This is a genomic window from Cellulomonas sp. ATA003 (assembly GCF_031582905.1).
In the GTDB taxonomy this organism is placed as follows: domain Bacteria; phylum Actinomycetota; class Actinomycetes; order Actinomycetales; family Cellulomonadaceae; genus Pengzhenrongella.
In genome coordinates, this window is sequence record NZ_CP133990.1 from 3,896,577 (window position 1) to 3,912,927 (window position 16,351).

The window sequence follows — 16,351 nt, forward strand, 5'->3', positions numbered from 1 at the left end:
CCGGTGGCGTCGCGTCGCCGACGCCACGGGTCTGCTGAAGGCCGACGGCAGCGTGTCCGCGACCGTCTTCGCCGAGATGTCCGCGCTCGCCGCCCGCACCGGCGCGCTCAACCTCGGGCAGGGCTTCCCCGACGAGGACGGCCCGGAGTACCTGCGCCGGCTCGCCGCGGACGCCGTCGTCGGCGCCGACGGCGCTCCGGCCGGTCTCAACCAGTACCCACCCGGATCCGGACTGCCGTCCCTGCGCCGCGCGGTCGCCCACCACCAGCACCGGCACTACGCGCTCGACGTGGACCCCGAGACCGAGGTGCTCGTCACCGCCGGAGCCACCGAGGCGCTGGCCGCGAGCGTGCTGGCGCTGGTGGAGCCGGGCGACGAGGTGGTGACGCTCGAGCCGTACTACGACGCGTACGCGGCGGTGATCGCGCTGGCCGGCGGGGTGCACCGGACCATCTCGCTGCACCCGGGACCGGACGGCTTCCGGATCGCGGAGGCCGACGTCCGGGCCGCGTTCTCCTCCCGCACGCGGTTGGTCATCGTCAACACGCCGCACAACCCGACCGGCACGGTGCTGACCCGGGACGAGCTGGGGTGGATCGCCGCGGCCGCCACCGCCCACGACGCCGTCGTCGTCACCGACGAGGTCTACGAGCACCTGACCTTCGACGGTGCGACGCACGTCCCGCTCGCCACGCTCCCCGGCATGGCTTCGCGGACGCTGACCGTGTCCTCCGCCGGCAAGAGCCTGTCGATGACCGGCTGGAAGGTCGGCTGGGTGCACGGCCCGGCCCCGCTCGTGACGGCCGTCCGGACGGTCAAGCAGTTCCTGACCTACGTCGCCAGCGGGCCGTTCCAGCACGCCGTGGCGGTCGCGCTCGCCGACGACGACGGGCGCACGGCCGACTACCTGGCCGGGCTGCGTGGGTCGCTGGCCACCCGACGGGACCTGCTCGTGGCGGGGCTCACGGCCGCCGGCCTGCGCCCCGTCCCATCGCGGGGCACCTACTTCGTGGTGGCCGACGCCGCGCCCGCGGGCCACGAGGACGCGGCCGAGCTGTGCCGGCGGCTGCCGGACGTCGCCGGGGTCGTCGCCATCCCGGTCACCGCGTTCTGCGTGGCCGGCAGCCCGACCGCGGACGCGCTGCGCTCGTACGTCCGCTTCACGTTCGTCAAGAGCGAGCCGACCGTCACCGAGGCGGTCCGGCGGCTGGCGGCGTCGCGCGGCTGACACGCGTCACGTCGCGACCGACGTAGACCACGGTCGTGGGGTCGGGGACCCAGGTCGTACAGCGGTTCCGGACTTCCGCGTGGGCCCGGGTGGACCCGGACACCTCAGGCGCCGGGCTCGCGGAAGTCGGGGGCGAGGTCGCCGGCACCCGGGTCGTCGCCTGTCGCGGCCAGCGGGGCGCCGTCCTCGACCGCGAGCTCGTAGGCGGTTGTCCCCTCGAGCGGGGAGTCGGCGCCCGCGTCCGGGTCGGTGGTGTGCTGCGGCACCTCGGGTTCGGCGACGCTGCCCTGCGGCGCGCGCTCGGCGGGTGACTCGGTCATGGGGCCCTCTCCGGTGTCGGGGGTTCCATGCTCGCCGCCGCCGGACCGACCCGCATGGCGAACGGTCCGTCCGAACGGTCCGTCCGAGCCACCCGTGCGCGCGCCGCGGCCGGGGGATGCCGCCGGACAGGGCAGGCTTGCCCCGCACGTGCCCGCAGGGCGGGCTTGACGAGGGGGCACACCAGCATGACGTCGTCGCGACGCGAGGCCGCGCACACCCAGCGATCCACGACTGGTCGACCGGTCGCGGCCCTGCTGCTGACCGCGCTGGCGGCCGGTGCGCTCGTCGGCTGCACCCCGACCGACCCGCGCCGGACGCGACCGTCGAGGCGCTCGCGACCGGGCTGGAGCGGCTCGACCTCGCCGGCGTGCCGCTCGAGGGCGCGACCCCGGTGGAGGCGACCGAGCAGCTGACCACCGCGGTCGCCGGTCTGGACCCGTGGCGCCCGCAGGTCGACGTCGCCGCGGTGCAGGTCGACGAGGAGGACGACACCGTCGCGACCGCGCGGCTCGACGTCGTCTGGGACGTGGACGCGAGCGAGGACGACTGGACGTACCAGGTGGACGCGCCGTTGGAGTACGTCGAGCCGGACGACGGCGACGGGCAGTGGCGCGTCCGTTGGTCACCCGACCTGGTGGCACCCGGGCTCGTCGACGGCGAGCAGCTCGCGGTGGAGCGGGTCCCGGCGCCGCGGGGCGACGTGCTCGGTGCAGGCGAGACCGTGCTCGTGGTCGACCGACCGGTGCTGCGCCTCGGGGTCGACAAGACCCGCGTCGACGCCGCCGGGCAGGACGCCGCTGCCCGCGCCCTCGCCGCGGTGGCCGGCCTGGACGCGGAGGCGTACGCGGGCCGTGTGGCCGCTGCGGGCGAGAAGGCGTTCGTCGAGGCGATCGTCGTGCGGGAGACCGAGCCGGGGGACGTCGACGTCGACGCGGCGCGCGCGATCCCGGGTGTCGTCGTGCTCCCCGACACCCTCCCGCTCGCGCCGACCCGGCGCTTCGCGCGACCGCTGCTGGGCACGGTGGGTAAGGCGACCGCCGAGATCGTCGAGGCCTCCGAGGGCGCCGTCGTCGCCGGCGACGTGGCCGGGCTGTCCGGTCTCCAGCAGCAGTACGACGCCCAGCTGCGCGGGCTCCCCGGGCTGACGGTCACCTCGACGATCCCGTCGACCGGCGCGACCCGCGACCTCTTCCGGTCCCAGCCCGTCCCGGGCGAGCCGTTGCGGACCACGCTCGACGCCCCGCTGCAGGACCTCGCGGAGTCGACCCTCGCCGACGTCGGGCCGCCGAGCGCGATCGTCGCGGTCAGGCCGTCGACCGGCGAGGTGCTGGCGGCGGCGAGCGGGCCGGGCAGCGGGGGTACTCGACCGCGACCCTCGGGCAGTACGCCCCCGGGTCGACGTTCAAGATGGCCACCGCCCTCGGGCTCGTCCGCGCCGGCCTCACCCCGGACAGCACGGTCGCCTGCCCCGACACGATCAGCGCGGACGGCCGCCCCTTCCAGAACTATCCCGGGTACCCGGCCGACGCCCTGGGCGACGTCACCCTGCGGACCGCGATCGCGCAGTCCTGCAACACCGCGATGATCGGCGCGCGGGACACCGTCCCGCAGGCGGCGCTCGCGGACGCGGCGGCCTCGCTGGGCCTGGGCCAGCCCGCCGACGTCGGCTTCCCCGCCTTCCTCGGCGCTGTGCCGGCCGACGCCACCGGGACCGAGCACGCGGCGTCGATGATCGGGCAGGGCCGGGTGCAGGCCTCACCGCTCGCGATGGCCGTGGTCGCGGCGTCGATCGCGAGCGGCCGCACCGTGCAGCCGGTGCTCGTCGTGACGGACGAGCACGCGCCCGGAGCCGACGCCGTGGCCGCCACGCCGCTCGCCCCGGCCGAGGCGGACGCGCTGCGCACGCTCATGCGCGCCGTCGTCACCGAGGGCTCCGGCGACTTACTCGCCGCCCTGCCCGGCGAGCCGGTCGGCGCCAAGAGCGGCACCGCCCAGTTCGGCACCGACGACCCGCCGCGCAACCACGCCTGGATGATCGCCACCCAGGGCGACCTCGCCGTCGCGGTCTTCGTCGAGGAGGGCGACTTCGGGACGACGACGGCGGGGCCGCTGCTGGAGGCCTTCCTGCGGGGTGCCGCGACACCCTGAGGGCGACCGCTGAACGCCGAGGGCCGTCGGTCAGGCGCCGGACGCCGTCGTCGTGCCCAGCTGGGTGGCGCCGGTGAGGTCGCCGCCCGTGCCGTAGCCACCGACCGTCTCGGTCACGGTGCCGCCCTCGTACACGGTGTACGCGTCGCCGGCGAGGAGGTCGGGGGTCGAGACGACCAGTGTGGAGGCATCCTTGGCGAGCTCCACGGACGCGACCACGGTCCCGTCGGAGGCCACCACGTGCACGACACTCCCGGCGGGGAGCGTGCCGCCGAGGCTGAAGCCGACGGATGCCTGGGTCGACGCGGTGCCCGGTGCCTGAGCCATGCCACCGTCGTCCGCGGCGACGAGCACACCGCCGGAGATCTCCAGTGCGGCGTCGGAGTCCAGCGCCCCGTTCCCCGGTGCCGTCGGGCCGTGGACGACGACGACGCCGCCGGTGACGGCCAGCGTGCCGTTGGAGTCCAGCCCGTCTCCCTCGGCGTCGACCACGAGTGTCCCGCCGGAGATGGTGACCGACGGCGTGGCCGTGCTGGTGGCGGTGTCCGTGGCCGTGTCCGTGGCCTCGGGCGTGACGGTCTGCACGACGACGGCGTCGTCCGCCGACACCGTGCCACCCGTCACCGCGGTGTCGGACGCGGTCCCGGCGGAGGCGTCCGCGCCCGGGCGACCGCGACCGCCCATCCCGCCGCCCATCCCACCGTCCATGGTGCCGCCGGGACCTGCGGCTCCGGAGCCGTCGACGCCACCGCCGGCGTTCACGCCGTCGTCGCTCGTGGTCAGCGACGTGTCGCCGCCGCTGACCACGATGGTGGTCGCCTCGAGCCCCTCGTAGGCACCGGTGACGGCGAGCGTCCCGCCGGACACCGTGAGCGTGTCGTCCGCGTGGACGCCGTCGTCGGACGTCGCCAGGGTCACCGCGCCGTCCGAGACGGTGACGCTGCCGTCGGAGTGCAGGGCGTCGTCGGCGGAGTCGACGTCGACCGTGCCGCCGCCGACGACGACGCTCACCGCGCCCTTCACACCCTTCGTCGAGGCATCCTCGGAGACCGTCCCCCGCTCCCGCCGCCGGCGACGACCGTCAGCTCGCCGCCCGTGACGATCACGTCGGTCGCGGCGTCCACGCCGTCACCCTCCGCGGTGACCGTGACGCTGCCCGCGGAGAGCTGGACGTACCCGGCGCCGGGGTCCGACTCGTCGTCGGACTTCAGGCCGTCGCCGCCCGCGGTCACCGCGAGCGTGCCACCCTCGACCACGAGGTAGTCCTTGCCGCGGATGCCGTCGTCGACGGCCTCGACCGTGACGTCACCGGACGTGATGACCAGGCCGTCCTTCGACGCGATGCCGTCATTGCTGCTCCCGGTGACGGACAGCGAACCCTCACCGGTGAGCGTGAGGTCCGCGGTGGAGAAAAGGGTGGCGTTCGGCTCGTCGGTGCTCGCGTCGGGATGGACATAGGTGGCCGCGTCGGCGAGCACGTTGGTGGTGCCGTCGGCGAGGACGACCATCGCCTCCTCGGCGTCCATGACGGCGATCGCGCTCGTGGTCGAGCTCGTGATCTCGGCGTCGTCGAGGATGATCCGCACGATGCCGGTGTCGGCGGTGTCCACGACGACCTGCCCGGCGAGCGTGCCGGTGAGCCGGTAGGTGCCGGCCGCCGTGAGCGTCACGGTGCCCGCGTCGACGGTCACGCCGTCGCCGTCGCTCGTGGCGGTGTCGCCCTCGAGCAGGACGGCGACCTCGGCGGCGACGTCCCATTCGTGGTCCGCGGGGTCGTCGTGGTCGGAGACGTTCTCCGTGGTGGCGACCGTGGTCGTCGTGCCCGACCCGTCGGTGGTCACGGTGGTGCTCGTCGAGGCGGCGGTCTCGGTGGGGGTCGTCGAGCACCCAGCCAGGATGGCGAGGGTGAGGGCGAGCGGGACGGCGACGAGGCGGTTCGGGCGCTTCATGAGGTGCTCCAGAGGTGGTGGTGGCTGTGCCCGGTGTCGGGCTGGACGGGGAAGTGGCGCCGCAGCACGGGACGCCACCGCGTGGCGGGCAGGTCCGGGTGCAGGGCGGCGAGGCCGGTCGCGAACTTGGACACCGCGACGGGCCGGTGACCGAGCGACCACAGCGCGCGGTCCGCCACCGAGGGGCGGCCGAGGGTCTTGGTCTCGACGACGGCGCGGCCCGCGAGTCGCAGACTGCGCGATTCGGGCCTGCGCTCGGTGGTCCCGCCCTGCGCCGCACCGGACGGGCCGGCGCCGTCGGCGCCGGCGCTGTCGGTGCAGACGAGGTCGGTGTCGAGGGTGACGCGGGTGTCGTCGTCCAGCAGCAGGAGGGTGCTGCGGTTGTAGTGCGTCACGAGCGTCGGCGCGAGGCGCGATGTCAGCTGTTGCGCATCCTGCATCCCGAGCTCGCCCAGGACGGCGTCGGCGAAGAGGGCGCCGTCCTCGGTGAGGCGGGTGCTCGCGGCCGGGTCGTGCGCCCGCCTGTGCTTGACGGTGCGGCCGCGCCGGTCGCGCGTCTTCACCTCGAGCCAGCACTGCTGGGAGTCGACGTACGTGCGGGTGCGGATCTTCCACCGGACCGGCCGGCGGTGCGCCGCGAGCCGGTAGGACAGCAGGTCGGGCGTGTCGAAGTACACCGAGGCGTAGCCGAACGCACGGGCGCCGTCGATCTCGAGGACGCGGGCGGCGCGGTGGGACCTGCGGTCCCCGAGCTCGGCGAGGAGCCGGTGCACGTCCGCGAGCGGCAGCACGTACTTGCGGTCGACGCGGGTGAGCAGCGCGGCACGGTCGGTCAGCTCGTCGAGGCCGGCGGGGGAGAGGGCGCGGAGCGCGGGGGCGAGGCCGGTGACGGTCATCGCAGCGCTCCCGTGGTGGTGCCCACGGTGGCGTCGTGGGTCGTCCCGGGCGTCGCGGAGCGGGCTGCGTCGGCAGGCGTCCCGGGCCGACCGGTCAGGGCCGGGGCCGGGGCCGGTGCGGCGCCTCCGCGAGGCACCTCGTAGCGCACCTCGACGAGCGTGGTCTCCAGGACGAGGTCGACCTTGACGACGTGCGCGGCGTGCACGCGCGCCCCCAGTCGGCGCTCGAGCTCAGCGACGAGCGCGGTGTCGTCGGTGATCGCGACGTCGAGGTTCACGAGCCGGCTGCGGTGCCGCGTCAGGAGCCGCGGGTGGTCACCGACCCACAGGGCGACGAGCACCAGAGCCATGAGGCTCGCGGTGAGCCAGAGCGGCGTGGCCGCGAGGCCACCCACGAGGCCCAGTGCGAGGGCCGAGAAGTAGTACGCGACCTCGTGCTGACCGAGCTCGGTGGAGCGCAGCCGGATGATCGACAGCACCCCGAACAGCCCGAGGCCGAGACCGGCACCGATCGTGCCGGAGCTCAGCGCGACGGACACGGCGAGGACGCCGACGTTCACGCCCAGCAGGGCGACGACGAGGTCGCGGCGGCGGTGGCGGGGGAAGTACAGCGCGAAGGTGAGGAGCGTGATCGCCACGATGTCGAGGGCGAGCGGTGCTGCGGTGGTCATCGGTTCTCCAGGTCGGTCTCGGTGAGGAGACGACCTTCGGCCCCGAAGGTGTGGCGATCGCGGGTGCCGCCTGTGCGCGGTCTGTGAGACCCGCGCGGGGACGCCCGGAGGCGCGCGACGTCAGGGAACGACGGCGGGCAGGACCACGCGGAACGTCGTCCCAGCCGGTGAGCTGGACACCGCGATCTGCCCGCCGTGCGCGGTGACCACCGCGTCGACGATCGCCAGCCCGAGACCGGTCGACCCCGCGCCGGGGGACCGGGCGCTGTCGCCGCGGGTGAAGCGGTCGAACAGGTGCGGCTGGAGGTCCGGAGGGATGCCGGGACCGTCGTCGGTGACGCGCAGCTCGACGGTGCCGTCGGGGCATGCCTGCACGGAGGTCGTGACCGTCGTGCCGGGCGGGGTGTGCACGCGCGCGTTCGCGAGCAGGTTGGCGAGCACCTGGCGGAGCCGGTCCTCGTCCCCGCGTACCGCGGGGACGATCACGTCGAGGTCGCCGGCAGCGTCGTCGTCGGGCACGTCGTCGTCGGCGACGTCGGGCAGCTTCGAGCCGCCACACGTGGTCCGGTCCGGCCGCGTGCGCGTCGGAGACGGCGTCCACCACCAGGGCGGTGAGGTCGACCTCCTCGGCGGCCAGCGGGCGGCCGGCGTCGAGGCGGGCCAGCAGCAGCAGGTCCTCGACGAGCGCCGTCATGCGCCGGCTCTCGGACTCCACCCGCTGCAGGCTCCGGGCCGCGTCCGCGGGCAGCTCGTGCTCCCGGCGTCGTACGAGCTCGGTGTAGCCGCGGATCGACGCCAGCGGGGTGCGCAGCTCGTGGCTGGCGTCGGCGACGAACTGACGCACCCGGGTCTCGCTGTCCTGACGTGCGGCGAGCGCACCCTCGACGTGTCCGAGCAGCTGGTTGAGCGCCCGTCCCACCTGGCCCACCTCGGTCCCGGCGTCGGCGTCGGCCACCGGGACGCGCTCGCGGAGCGTCACCTCACCCTGGTGCAGGGGCAGCCCGACCACGCGGGTCGCAGTGGCCGCGACGCGCTCGAGCGGGCGCAGCTCGCGGCGCACGAGCAACCCGCCGGCGACGGCGGCGAGACCGAGGCCGGCGAGCAGCACGAGCACCTGCACGACGACGTACTGCTGGACCGTCGCGGCGGCCTCGGCGAGGGGCAGCGCGGTGACGACGAGGTCGTCGTCGGGCAGGGACGTGGCGACGACGCGCAGGTCGCCCAGCCCGTCGAGGGACACGGTGCGCGGGCCACCGTCGGCGGGGACCGCGGCGAGGGCCGTCTCCTGCTCCGCGGTCAGGTCGTCGATGTCCCCGCCGCGGGTGATCCGGCCCGACTGCACGACACCGTCGCGGACCGCGAGGGTCACGGTCCCGGCACCCTGCCCGAGCGCGTCGAGGCCGCGCGGCGGTCCGTCCCCGGGCCGCTGCGGCAGCGGCTCGAGGTCACCGTCCGGTGGGACGGGCGGGAATCTTCTCCGCGCCGACCGCCCGCTCGCTCGACGCCTCGAGCTGCTCGTCGAGCTGGGCGACGAGGGAGTCCTGCAGCGCGAGGGTCGACACCGTGGTGGTGCCGGCCGACACGACGGCGAGGAGCCCGAGGACCAGCACGACGAGGCGACGACGCAGCGTCCAGCGCAGGCCGGGGCGGGGTGCCGGACGTCGACGCGTCACGCCGTCACGCCGTCTCGCCGTCGGCTGGCTTGAGCACGTAGCCGACGCCGCGCAGCGTGTGGATCATCGGCGTCCGGCCCTTGTCGATCTTGCGGCGCAGGTAGGACACGTAGAGTTCGACGATGTTCGCCTGACCGCCGAAGTCGTACTGCCACACGCGATCCAAAATCTGCGCCTTGGACAGCACGCGGCGGGGGTTGCGCATGAAGAACCGCAGGAGCTCGAACTCCGTCGCGGTGAGGTGGATCTCGGCGCCGCCGCGGGTCACCTCGTGGCTGTCCTCGTCCATCCGCAGGTCACCGACGACGAGCACACTCTCCTCGGGCGCCGCGGTCGCGCCGCTGCGGCGCAGCAGCCCCCGCAGCCGGGCGACGACCTCTTCGAGGCTGAACGGCTTGGTCACGTAGTCGTCACCACCGGCGGTCAGGCCCGCGACGCGGTCCTCGACGGCGTCCTTGGCGGTGAGGAACAGGACCGGGACGTCAGGCAAGGTGGCGCGGATGCGGCGCAGGACCTCGAGCCCGGTGAGGTCGGGGAGCATGACGTCGAGGACGATGACGTCCGGCCGGCTCTCCTTGGCCGCCCGGACCGCGGCGTGCCCGGTGACGGCGGTCTGGACCACCCAGCCCTCGTAGCGCAGCACGGTGGACAGCAGGTCACCCAGCGACGGCTCGTCGTCGACCACGAGCGCACGGATGGGCGAGCCGTCATGGCGGGTCAGGGACTCGCGGGTGCGTGCCGCGGGCGAGGTGTCGGTGCTCATGCTGCACAGCATCGGTCACGTCTCTGCCGGTTGCCTGAGCTGTTCCTGTGGATCGGCTGTGCGACCCCGTTCCGCGGTGAGGAGCGGCGTGACGGGGCCGGGTCGCCGGCCGCCCGGTGCACAGGGGACGCACAGGGCCGGCTCAGTTGGGTCGTGGGATCCGCCGCGATGCTCGTCGCCGTACCGATCCACCAGTCGAGGAGACCAGTCATGACCACCACCGACGCACCCGTCCACGCAGACCCCCGCGCAGCCGGCGCGGCCGCCGCGCATCCGGACGGTGACGGACGGGCCACGACGCAGGGCGACGGACCGGACCGACCGGCCGGGTCGCCCACCCGCCCGGATTCTGGATGGGACCGCCTGCGGTCCTGGGTCGCCGCGCGCGGTGTGCTGGCTGCCGTCCTGGCGGTCCTGCTGACCGCGGCGCTTGCCGGGGGAACCGGGTATGCCGTCGGCTGGGCGGCCGGGACCGCGGACGCCGATGCGCAGGTGACGCAGTGGACCCCCGGTCAGGGCCCCGGGGGCGGCATGCCGCCCGAGGGCGCGCCGGGCGGCATGGGTGGGATGGGGGGCATGGGCGGCGGGCTGCCGGAGCTCGAGCCCGGCAGCGGCACGACCGACGGCGCGACCGACGGCGCGACGGATGGCGCGACCGACGGCACGGCCGGCGCGACCACCTGACGGCGCCCGGGCGGCGGGTGCCCGGCTAGGGTCACCGCGTGATGACGCGATGATCCGGCGCACCCTGGCCCGGGCCTACTGGGCCACTAGCCGTTGGACGCACCGGTCCGAGCCGCTGCCCCCGGGGAGGTCGGGCTGCTCATCGGGGCGCCGCACACGTCCAACTGGGACTTCGTCCTCATGCTCGCGATCACGTGGCGCCTGGGCATCGACTCCAAGTTCCTCGGCAAGGTGGCGCTGTTCCGCGGTCCGCTCGGGCCCGTCATGCGCGCCCTGGGCGGCATCCCGGTGGACCGCCGCAACCCGGCCGGCCTGGTCGACGACGTGGTCGCGCGCGTGCGCGCCGGAGAGCGCTTCTTCCTCGTGGTGACCCCGGAGGGGACGCGCAGCAGGGCGGAGCACTGGAAGTCCGGGTTCTACCGGATCGCCCTGGACACCGGTCTGCCGATCACCCTGGGCTACGTCGACCGGCGCACGATGACGACGGGCCTGGGGCCGACGATCCGCCTCACCGGTGACGTCCGGGCTGACATGGATCGCATCCGGGCGTTCTACGCCGACAAGAGCGGGATGCGGCCGGAGAACCGGACGGAGCCTCGGCTGCGGGACGAGCCGTCGTCGGCCGCGGGGATGCCCCGGTCTGACCGGCACACCGTGCGCCCGCCCGCGGTGCGCGGCATGCTGGGCAGCGGACGGACGGACGTGTGGACGGACGGGCGAGACAGACGGACGGACGACCCGCGACCGGCGCGTGGACGCGCTGATCAGGTGGGCGCGCTGCAGGACGGCGCGCTGGTCGGCCGGGTTGGGCGACGCGACGACAGGGTGGGCGACGTGGTCAAGCGGGTGGCACGAGCAGCGGTGGCCGCCTCGAGCCGGTGGACCGACCCGGATGGCGTGCGGATGCCGGCAGGCGAGGTCCACGCCTGGGAGCGCGGCACGAACGGGACGGTCTGCGGGCTCGCGCTGAGCCGCACCGAGCTGCAGCGCTTCCCGCACGTGGACTGGGCCGACGTCCAGCCCGCGACCGGCCGGCACGCCGACGAGGTGGGGCGGGTGTGCCCGCGGTGCGCGGCCGGCATGGGGGCGCGCCGGGACGAGCGGTCCTGGACGCGTCGCAACCCCCGGCCGTAGTCCCCGGACAGCCCCGGCCTCTCACGGACGGAGACCGCCCACGAGTCGCGACGGGCGGCCCCGGGCGGGGGGCCGATCAGTCTCCGATGCCCACCGCGTAGCCGACGAGCATGACGGCGACGAGCGCGACGACCACGAGGATCCCGACGTAGACGGCCTTGTTCGTCTTCTCCGAGGGCAGGTCGGGCTGGCGGTAGGCGTTGCCGGACGTGCTGGCCTCGATGGGCGGCGTGTCCCCCGGGTCCACGCTGTTGCCGTGCTGCATGCCCGGGGTGTTCTCCGGGTCCGGATCGGTCGGCTTGGCGGTCATGCGCCCACGCTAGGCCTGCGTCCGCGCACCCGCCACGCAGACGGGCCCGCGCGGCCGGGTACGGGACACCGTCTCGGGTCAGAGCGCCGGGAGGTACCGGTCGAGGAACTCGTTGCGGAACTTGCCGTCCGGGTCCATCGCGCCTGCCAGACGCCGGAAGTCGTCGGCGCGCGGGTACCGCGCACGGACCTCCTCCGGGTCGGTCCCGAAGACCTTGCCCCAGTGCGGCCGGGGGCGAACGGCGCGAGCACCCGTTCGACGTCGGGCAGCACGGCCGCGACCCCGGCCGGGTCCTTGTGGAACGTGAAGTGGATCGCGACCGCGTCCCGCCGGTAGCTCGGGCTCAACCAGAGCTCGTCCGCTGCGACCGTGCGGATCTCGGACACGTGCAGCACCGGCGCGATCCGGTCCCGGAGCGTCGCCACCGCCGCGAGCGACTCCTCGCCGTGCTCGGCGGGCACGAGGTACTCGGACTGGATCTCGTCGCCGCTGCTCGGGGTGAACTCCATCCGGAAGTGCGGCAGGCGCTCGTGGAACGGCCCCGGGACGCCGCCCTGCTGCGTGCAGTTCTCCGCGGGCATGCTCGGCAGCGGGTGCAACGGGCCGTCCGCCAGGTGCGCGTCGTGCCAGACGGGCGGGAAGGGGGACGCGGCGTCGTCGGGCAGCCCGCTCGACGCCGCGCGGTGCGCCTCGTCACCCGGCGTGCCGCCCACGCGCTGCTTGACCCACACCTGCTCGACGTCGGTCGAGTGCCAGCGCGTGAACAGGCTGAGGCTGTAGGCGCCGCGCAGCACCTCGGTCAGGTGCCCACCGGTCAACCGGGCCGCGGGCAGGTCGCGGTAGACCACCTGGCGGACGTCGAAGGTCGGCACGAGGTCGAGCGTGAGGGAGACGACCACGCCCAGGGCGCCGAGCGCGACGACGGCGCCGGGGAACCGGTCCGGGTCGGCGTCGCGGGAGAGCTCGACGAGCTCGCCGTCGGCCGTCACGAGGCGGATCGCGCGGACCGACGACGCCAGGTTGGCGTTGCGTACCCCGGACCCGTGGGTGCCGGTCGCGCTGGCCCCGCCCACGCTGATGTGCGGCAGGGACCCCATGTTCGCCAGCGCGAACCCGGCCTCGTGCACCGCGCGGGCGACCGCGCCGTACCGCACGCCCGCGGCGACGGTCACGCACGCGCCCGCCCGGTCGATCTCGATGACGGGGGGCAGCCCGGAGACCGACACGAGGTCGTGCGCGGTGTCCGCGACGTGGCTGAAGGAGTGCGCGGTCCCCAGGGCCCGGATGCGCGGGGTGGTCGCGACCAGCTCCTGGAGCTCGGCGACCGAGGTGGGGGTGTGGATCCGGCGGGCGCCGAACGTGACGGTGCCGGACCAGTTGGTGGCGTGGGTGGGCATGGGTCAGGTCTACCAGCCGTACCGACGTGGCCGACGTGGCCGCTCGCCCCACGGCGCGCGGCCGGCCGGGCCACCGACGCCGGGCCACGGACGCCGGGCCACCGACGCCGGGCCACCGACGCCGGGCCACGGATGTCGCGGGCGGGAACTCTTGACCGCCCCCGCGCGCTCATGGTCGTATCTAGGTACGACGTCGACTTAGGTATGGAGCAGATGACGGAGAGCACGACGTGGTCGGACGAGGACCGGGCGTGGCACGAGCGCTACCGGAGGTCGATCACCGGCAGGCACGTGCCGGCGGACGTGCTCGCAGGTCGGGAGGCCGAGCTGCTCGAGGCGGTGCAGCGAGCCGGCGTCCCCGCGGAGGAGCTGTTGGGTGACGCGGCCGTGCTCGCGGCGGAGGACGTCGCCGACCTGGCGACCGTGGAGGAGGAGGTCCGGACCTCCGCGGGTGGGGGACCGCGTCCGGCCGTCCGGGACGCCGGCGGCACGCTGGTGGCGATGGCCGCCGTCGCGGTCGTGCTCATGGTGATCCGGGGCGGGTGGGCCGTCGACCTCGACCTCGCGCGCCTGCTGGTCGCAGCCGCCGTGGCGCTGCTCTTCCTGGGCTGGGTCGTCGGCCGCGCGCTGCTCTCCGCCGGGCGACCGGTGTCGACGGCCGGCGTGCTCGTCGCCGTCGGTGCGTTCGCCCTGGGCTGCCTCGCCTCCGCGGCGAGCGTGGGCCCCGGGTACGTCCTGGCTCGCGGGGTGCCCGTGCCGCTCCTCGGCGTGGGGCTGCTGGCTCCCGGTGTGGTGGCTCTCGTCGCCGCCGGTCGCATCCCGTCGGGGACGCTCCGCGCCGGATGGGACGACGCCGCGTGGCTGCGCCGGTTCCGCGACGGGCTGCGCACCCGGCTGGTGCCGCGGGTGACCGTGCGCGGTCACGTCGCCGAGGTCGAGCAGGCCGTCCGGGCCGGCGGGACCTCCGCCGGGGACGAGTTCGGCCACCCGCTGGTCCTGGCCCGCCGGCTGGCGGACGCCGACCGCACCGCACGCGCACGGCACTGGTGGGTGTCCACGGTCACCGGCGTGGTCGCCCCGCTGATCACGGCAACCCTCGTGCTGGCGATGGACAGCTGGGGCGCGCTCACGGTGCCGGTGGTCGTCGTCCTCGTGCTCGGTGCCCTCGTCACCCCGGTCGTCGGGTGGGACGACCGGCCCTGGGCGCAGCGCCGATGAGCACCGCCGCGTGGCAGCGCGCGTCCCTGCCGATGCTGATCCTCGACGTTCTCGCGGTCGCGCCGCGGCACGGGTACGGCATCTCGCAGGCGCTGGTGTCGGCAGGCCTCCAGGCGATCAGGGGTGGGCAGCTCTACCCCGCGCTCGTGCGGCTGGAGGACGACGGGGCGATCGAGGCGCGGTGGGAGGAGAGCGAGTCGGGCCCGGCGCGCAAGAGCTACCGCCTGACGGCCGCCGGGCACGCGCAGCGGGACCGGCTGCACGCCGAGTGGGCTGGCTTCGTCGCCGCGGTGGAGAACGTCGGTCGCCCGGACGGGTGAGGGCTCATCCCTGCTCCTCCCGGGCTCGTCTCCTGCCTCATCCCTGCTCGTCCCCCGCTCATTCCCTGTTCATCGCCGGGTCGACCCGGGCGTCGGCATGTGCGCCCGCTCGCCGTCCTGGTCGAAGATCGTGAGGATCTCCGCCGGGCCGTCCACCGCCCCGAGCGAGTGCGGCACCATCGTGGAGAACTCCGCCGCGTCGCCGGCCTCGACGAGCATCACCCGGTCGCCCAGGTGCAGCCGGATGGTCCCGGACAGCACCGTGAACCACTCGCGCCCCGGGTGGACGCCCTGGTGGTCCGGGCCGGACGGGTGGTCGGGGAGAACCGCATCTTGGCCACGGTCACCCCCGCACCGTGCTCTCGCGCGACATGAGCCACGTCGTGACCCCCGCCGCCTGGTGCGGCTCGGGGCGGATGACGACGTCGTCGTCGGTGACGACCTCGACGAGGTGGTCGAGCGTGGTGTCCAGGGCGCGGGCGATCGGGACGAGCTGGTCGAGGGCGATGCGCCGGTGACCCGTCTCGATCCGGCTCAGGGTCGACGGGCTGAGGTAGCAGCGGGCCGCCAGGGCGTCGAGGGACCAGCCGCGCGCGACGCGCAGCCCGCGGATCCGTCGGCGGATGACGGCATCCAGGTCCAGTTCTTGCTTCATACGCAAGAGCCTATGTCTGATGAGCAATGTCTGCCTAGCCTGGAGCCATGACCGAAGCGCACACCCACCATCACGGCGGTGGCCGTGGACCCGACCACGGCCACGGCCACGGCCACTCGACGCACGCCGCGCACGCCGCGCACGCCGCGCACGCCGCGCACGCCGCGCACGCCGCGGACCTCCCGGGACTCCTCGACGGGGACGCCCAGGTCCTCGGCGCGTACCTGCCCGCGGTGACCGCCTGGACCGCCGAGCACGTGACCGACGTCCGGACGGTCCTCGACCTCGGCGCCGGGACCGGGGTCGGCGCGCTCGCCCTCGCCGACCGCTTCCCCGCGGCGCACGTCGTCGCGCTCGAGCGGTCCCCGGTGATGGTCGAGCGCCTCGCCGCCGCCGCACTCGCCCCGGCACTGGCGGGCCGCCTCCGGGTGGTCCCGGCGGACCTCGACGAGGACTGGCCCGACCTCGACCCGGCCGACCTGATCTGGGCGTCGAGCACGCTGCACGAGGTCGCCGACCCCGCCCGCGTCCTGCGCGCCGTCCGCGACGCCCTGCGTCCCGGAGGCGTCGCGGTGGTCGTCGAGATGGACGCCCTCCCGCGCCTGCTGCCCGACGACGTCGGCACGGGCCGCCCCGGTCTGGAGGCGCGCTGCCACGCCGCCCTCGCGGCGGCCGGCTGGAACGCCGTCCCCGACTGGGCGCCCGCGCTCGCGGTCGCCGGGCTGGACGTCATCGGGCAGCGGCGGTTCCCCGTCGAGGCCGGCCCCGGGACCGCCGGCGCCGAGGAGTACGCCCGCGCGACCCTGCGTCACCAGCGCCGTGCCCTGGGTGACGCGCTCGCGGCCGACGACCTCGCCACGCTGGATCACCTCCTCGCCGACCACGGCCCCCGTGCCGTGCTGTCCGGAGCCCGCCTGACCGTCCGTGGGAGCCGCACCGCGTGGCTCGCCCGGCGTCCCTGACCCGCCGTCGCCGACCTCGCCG

The 16,351-nt window shown here is 75.1% G+C and carries 19 protein-coding genes and 3 pseudogenes; 8 read left to right on the plus strand and 14 right to left on the minus strand.

Annotated elements, in window-relative coordinates:
* Positions 1 to 52: 52 nt before the first annotated feature.
* The gene (locus REH70_RS19200; RefSeq protein ID WP_310749814.1) at positions 53 to 1,228 is read left to right on the plus strand and encodes an aminotransferase class I/II-fold pyridoxal phosphate-dependent enzyme; all 1,176 of its coding nucleotides are present in this window, start codon (positions 53 to 55) and stop codon (positions 1,226 to 1,228) included.
* Positions 1,229 to 1,332: 104 nt separating this feature from the next.
* Here REH70_RS19200 and REH70_RS19205 read toward each other — a convergent pair whose 3' ends face one another.
* Positions 1,333 to 1,548, minus strand: a complete 216-nt coding sequence (locus REH70_RS19205; protein ID WP_310749816.1) for a hypothetical protein — start codon at positions 1,546 to 1,548, stop codon at positions 1,333 to 1,335.
* A 116-nt stretch (positions 1,549 to 1,664) separates the two neighbouring features.
* Between REH70_RS19205 and REH70_RS19210 the strand changes: the two are divergent.
* Positions 1,665 to 2,642: pseudogene (locus REH70_RS19210) on the plus strand (NTF2-like N-terminal transpeptidase domain-containing protein); the annotation flags it as partial.
* Positions 2,643 to 2,956: 314 nt separating this feature from the next.
* On the plus strand, positions 2,957 to 3,697 hold the full coding sequence (locus REH70_RS19215; RefSeq protein WP_310749818.1) for a penicillin-binding transpeptidase domain-containing protein: 741 nt from the start codon (positions 2,957 to 2,959) through the stop codon (positions 3,695 to 3,697).
* A 30-nt stretch (positions 3,698 to 3,727) separates the two neighbouring features.
* On the opposite strand, the gene REH70_RS19220 is transcribed toward REH70_RS19215, so the two are convergent.
* The 8 genes and pseudogenes from REH70_RS19220 to REH70_RS19255 form a co-directional block, all read right to left on the minus strand.
* Positions 3,728 to 4,708, minus strand: a complete 981-nt coding sequence (locus REH70_RS19220; protein WP_396134583.1) for a carbohydrate-binding domain-containing protein — start codon at positions 4,706 to 4,708, stop codon at positions 3,728 to 3,730.
* Positions 4,709 to 4,716: 8 nt separating this feature from the next.
* Positions 4,717 to 5,646 (minus strand): carbohydrate-binding domain-containing protein, encoded by a 930-nt coding sequence (locus REH70_RS19225; RefSeq protein ID WP_396134585.1) that lies wholly within the window; start codon positions 5,644 to 5,646, stop codon positions 4,717 to 4,719.
* Positions 5,643 to 6,542, minus strand: a complete 900-nt coding sequence (locus REH70_RS19230) for a polyphosphate polymerase domain-containing protein (protein WP_310749820.1) — start codon at positions 6,540 to 6,542, stop codon at positions 5,643 to 5,645. Before REH70_RS19230 ends, REH70_RS19225 begins: the two co-directional genes overlap by 4 nt.
* A complete protein-coding gene (locus REH70_RS19235) occupies positions 6,539 to 7,213 on the minus strand; it encodes a DUF4956 domain-containing protein (protein WP_310749822.1) in 675 nt (224 codons plus the stop codon). The genes REH70_RS19230 and REH70_RS19235 overlap by 4 nt, the downstream gene beginning before the upstream one ends.
* Positions 7,214 to 7,333: 120 nt before the next feature.
* Positions 7,334 to 7,732: a sensor histidine kinase gene (locus REH70_RS19240; RefSeq protein ID WP_310749824.1), complete on the minus strand. Its 399-nt coding sequence runs from the start codon at positions 7,730 to 7,732 to the stop codon at positions 7,334 to 7,336.
* 184 nt (positions 7,733 to 7,916) lie between these two features.
* Positions 7,917 to 8,582: pseudogene (locus tag REH70_RS19245) on the minus strand (histidine kinase dimerization/phospho-acceptor domain-containing protein); the annotation flags it as partial.
* A gap of 76 nt (positions 8,583 to 8,658) precedes the next feature.
* The gene (locus REH70_RS19250) at positions 8,659 to 8,886 is read right to left on the minus strand and encodes a hypothetical protein (protein ID WP_310749826.1); all 228 of its coding nucleotides are present in this window, start codon (positions 8,884 to 8,886) and stop codon (positions 8,659 to 8,661) included.
* Between the two features lie 4 nt (positions 8,887 to 8,890).
* The gene (locus REH70_RS19255) at positions 8,891 to 9,649 is read right to left on the minus strand and encodes a response regulator transcription factor (RefSeq protein WP_310749828.1); all 759 of its coding nucleotides are present in this window, start codon (positions 9,647 to 9,649) and stop codon (positions 8,891 to 8,893) included.
* 210 nt (positions 9,650 to 9,859) lie between these two features.
* On the opposite strand from REH70_RS19255, the gene REH70_RS19260 reads away from it, so the two are divergent.
* Positions 9,860 to 10,333 (plus strand): hypothetical protein, encoded by a 474-nt coding sequence (locus REH70_RS19260; protein WP_310749830.1) that lies wholly within the window; start codon positions 9,860 to 9,862, stop codon positions 10,331 to 10,333.
* Between the two features lie 93 nt (positions 10,334 to 10,426).
* Positions 10,427 to 11,467 (plus strand): 1-acyl-sn-glycerol-3-phosphate acyltransferase, encoded by a 1,041-nt coding sequence (locus REH70_RS19265; RefSeq protein WP_310749832.1) that lies wholly within the window; start codon positions 10,427 to 10,429, stop codon positions 11,465 to 11,467.
* Positions 11,468 to 11,543: 76 nt separating this feature from the next.
* Here REH70_RS19265 and REH70_RS19270 read toward each other — a convergent pair whose 3' ends face one another.
* The 3 genes and pseudogenes from REH70_RS19270 to REH70_RS19280 form a co-directional block, all read right to left on the minus strand.
* Positions 11,544 to 11,777: a DUF6480 family protein gene (locus REH70_RS19270; RefSeq protein WP_310749834.1), complete on the minus strand. Its 234-nt coding sequence runs from the start codon at positions 11,775 to 11,777 to the stop codon at positions 11,544 to 11,546.
* Between the two features lie 78 nt (positions 11,778 to 11,855).
* On the minus strand, positions 11,856 to 12,407 hold the full coding sequence (locus REH70_RS19275; protein ID WP_310754431.1) for a D-arabinono-1,4-lactone oxidase: 552 nt from the start codon (positions 12,405 to 12,407) through the stop codon (positions 11,856 to 11,858).
* Between the two features lie 386 nt (positions 12,408 to 12,793).
* Positions 12,794 to 13,174, minus strand: a pseudogene (locus tag REH70_RS19280) (FAD-binding protein); the annotation flags it as partial.
* A gap of 171 nt (positions 13,175 to 13,345) precedes the next feature.
* Here REH70_RS19280 and REH70_RS19285 point away from each other — a divergent pair.
* Positions 13,346 to 14,392 (plus strand): hypothetical protein, encoded by a 1,047-nt coding sequence (locus REH70_RS19285; protein WP_310749836.1) that lies wholly within the window; start codon positions 13,346 to 13,348, stop codon positions 14,390 to 14,392.
* Complete coding sequence (locus REH70_RS19290; protein ID WP_310749837.1) at positions 14,389 to 14,712, plus strand: helix-turn-helix transcriptional regulator; 324 nt, start codon at positions 14,389 to 14,391, stop codon at positions 14,710 to 14,712. The genes REH70_RS19285 and REH70_RS19290 overlap by 4 nt, the downstream gene beginning before the upstream one ends.
* A gap of 69 nt (positions 14,713 to 14,781) precedes the next feature.
* Here REH70_RS19290 and REH70_RS19295 read toward each other — a convergent pair whose 3' ends face one another.
* Both REH70_RS19295 and REH70_RS19300 read right to left on the minus strand, forming a co-directional pair.
* Positions 14,782 to 14,973, minus strand: coding sequence for a cupin domain-containing protein (locus tag REH70_RS19295; protein ID WP_396134587.1), 192 nt, complete (start codon positions 14,971 to 14,973; stop codon positions 14,782 to 14,784).
* Between the two features lie 82 nt (positions 14,974 to 15,055).
* Positions 15,056 to 15,367, minus strand: coding sequence for a helix-turn-helix transcriptional regulator (locus tag REH70_RS19300; protein WP_310749839.1), 312 nt, complete (start codon positions 15,365 to 15,367; stop codon positions 15,056 to 15,058).
* 47 nt (positions 15,368 to 15,414) lie between these two features.
* On the opposite strand from REH70_RS19300, the gene REH70_RS19305 reads away from it, so the two are divergent.
* Positions 15,415 to 16,329, plus strand: a complete 915-nt coding sequence (locus REH70_RS19305) for a class I SAM-dependent methyltransferase (RefSeq protein ID WP_310749841.1) — start codon at positions 15,415 to 15,417, stop codon at positions 16,327 to 16,329.
* Positions 16,330 to 16,351: the final 22 nt, after the last annotated feature.

Excerpts from the sequence above, each read along its gene's own strand:
- REH70_RS19305 (WP_310749841.1), top strand. The coding sequence starts at position 15,415 with ATGACCGAAGCGCACACCCACCATCACGGCGGTGGCCGTGGACCCGAC.
- REH70_RS19290 (WP_310749837.1), top strand. The coding sequence starts at position 14,389 with ATGAGCACCGCCGCGTGGCAGCGCGCGTCCCTGCCGATGCTGATCCTC.
- REH70_RS19300 (WP_310749839.1), bottom strand. The coding sequence starts at position 15,367 with ATGAAGCAAGAACTGGACCTGGATGCCGTCATCCGCCGACGGATCCGC.
- REH70_RS19215 (WP_310749818.1), top strand. The coding sequence starts at position 2,957 with ATGGCCACCGCCCTCGGGCTCGTCCGCGCCGGCCTCACCCCGGACAGC.
- REH70_RS19255 (WP_310749828.1), bottom strand. The coding sequence starts at position 9,649 with ATGAGCACCGACACCTCGCCCGCGGCACGCACCCGCGAGTCCCTGACC.
- REH70_RS19225 (WP_396134585.1), bottom strand. The coding sequence starts at position 5,646 with ATGAAGCGCCCGAACCGCCTCGTCGCCGTCCCGCTCGCCCTCACCCTC.
- REH70_RS19205 (WP_310749816.1), bottom strand. The coding sequence starts at position 1,548 with ATGACCGAGTCACCCGCCGAGCGCGCGCCGCAGGGCAGCGTCGCCGAA.
- REH70_RS19235 (WP_310749822.1), bottom strand. The coding sequence starts at position 7,213 with ATGACCACCGCAGCACCGCTCGCCCTCGACATCGTGGCGATCACGCTC.
- REH70_RS19260 (WP_310749830.1), top strand. The coding sequence starts at position 9,860 with ATGACCACCACCGACGCACCCGTCCACGCAGACCCCCGCGCAGCCGGC.
- REH70_RS19230 (WP_310749820.1), bottom strand. The coding sequence starts at position 6,542 with ATGACCGTCACCGGCCTCGCCCCCGCGCTCCGCGCCCTCTCCCCCGCC.
- REH70_RS19270 (WP_310749834.1), bottom strand. The coding sequence starts at position 11,777 with ATGACCGCCAAGCCGACCGATCCGGACCCGGAGAACACCCCGGGCATG.
- REH70_RS19285 (WP_310749836.1), top strand. The coding sequence starts at position 13,346 with ATGGTCGTATCTAGGTACGACGTCGACTTAGGTATGGAGCAGATGACG.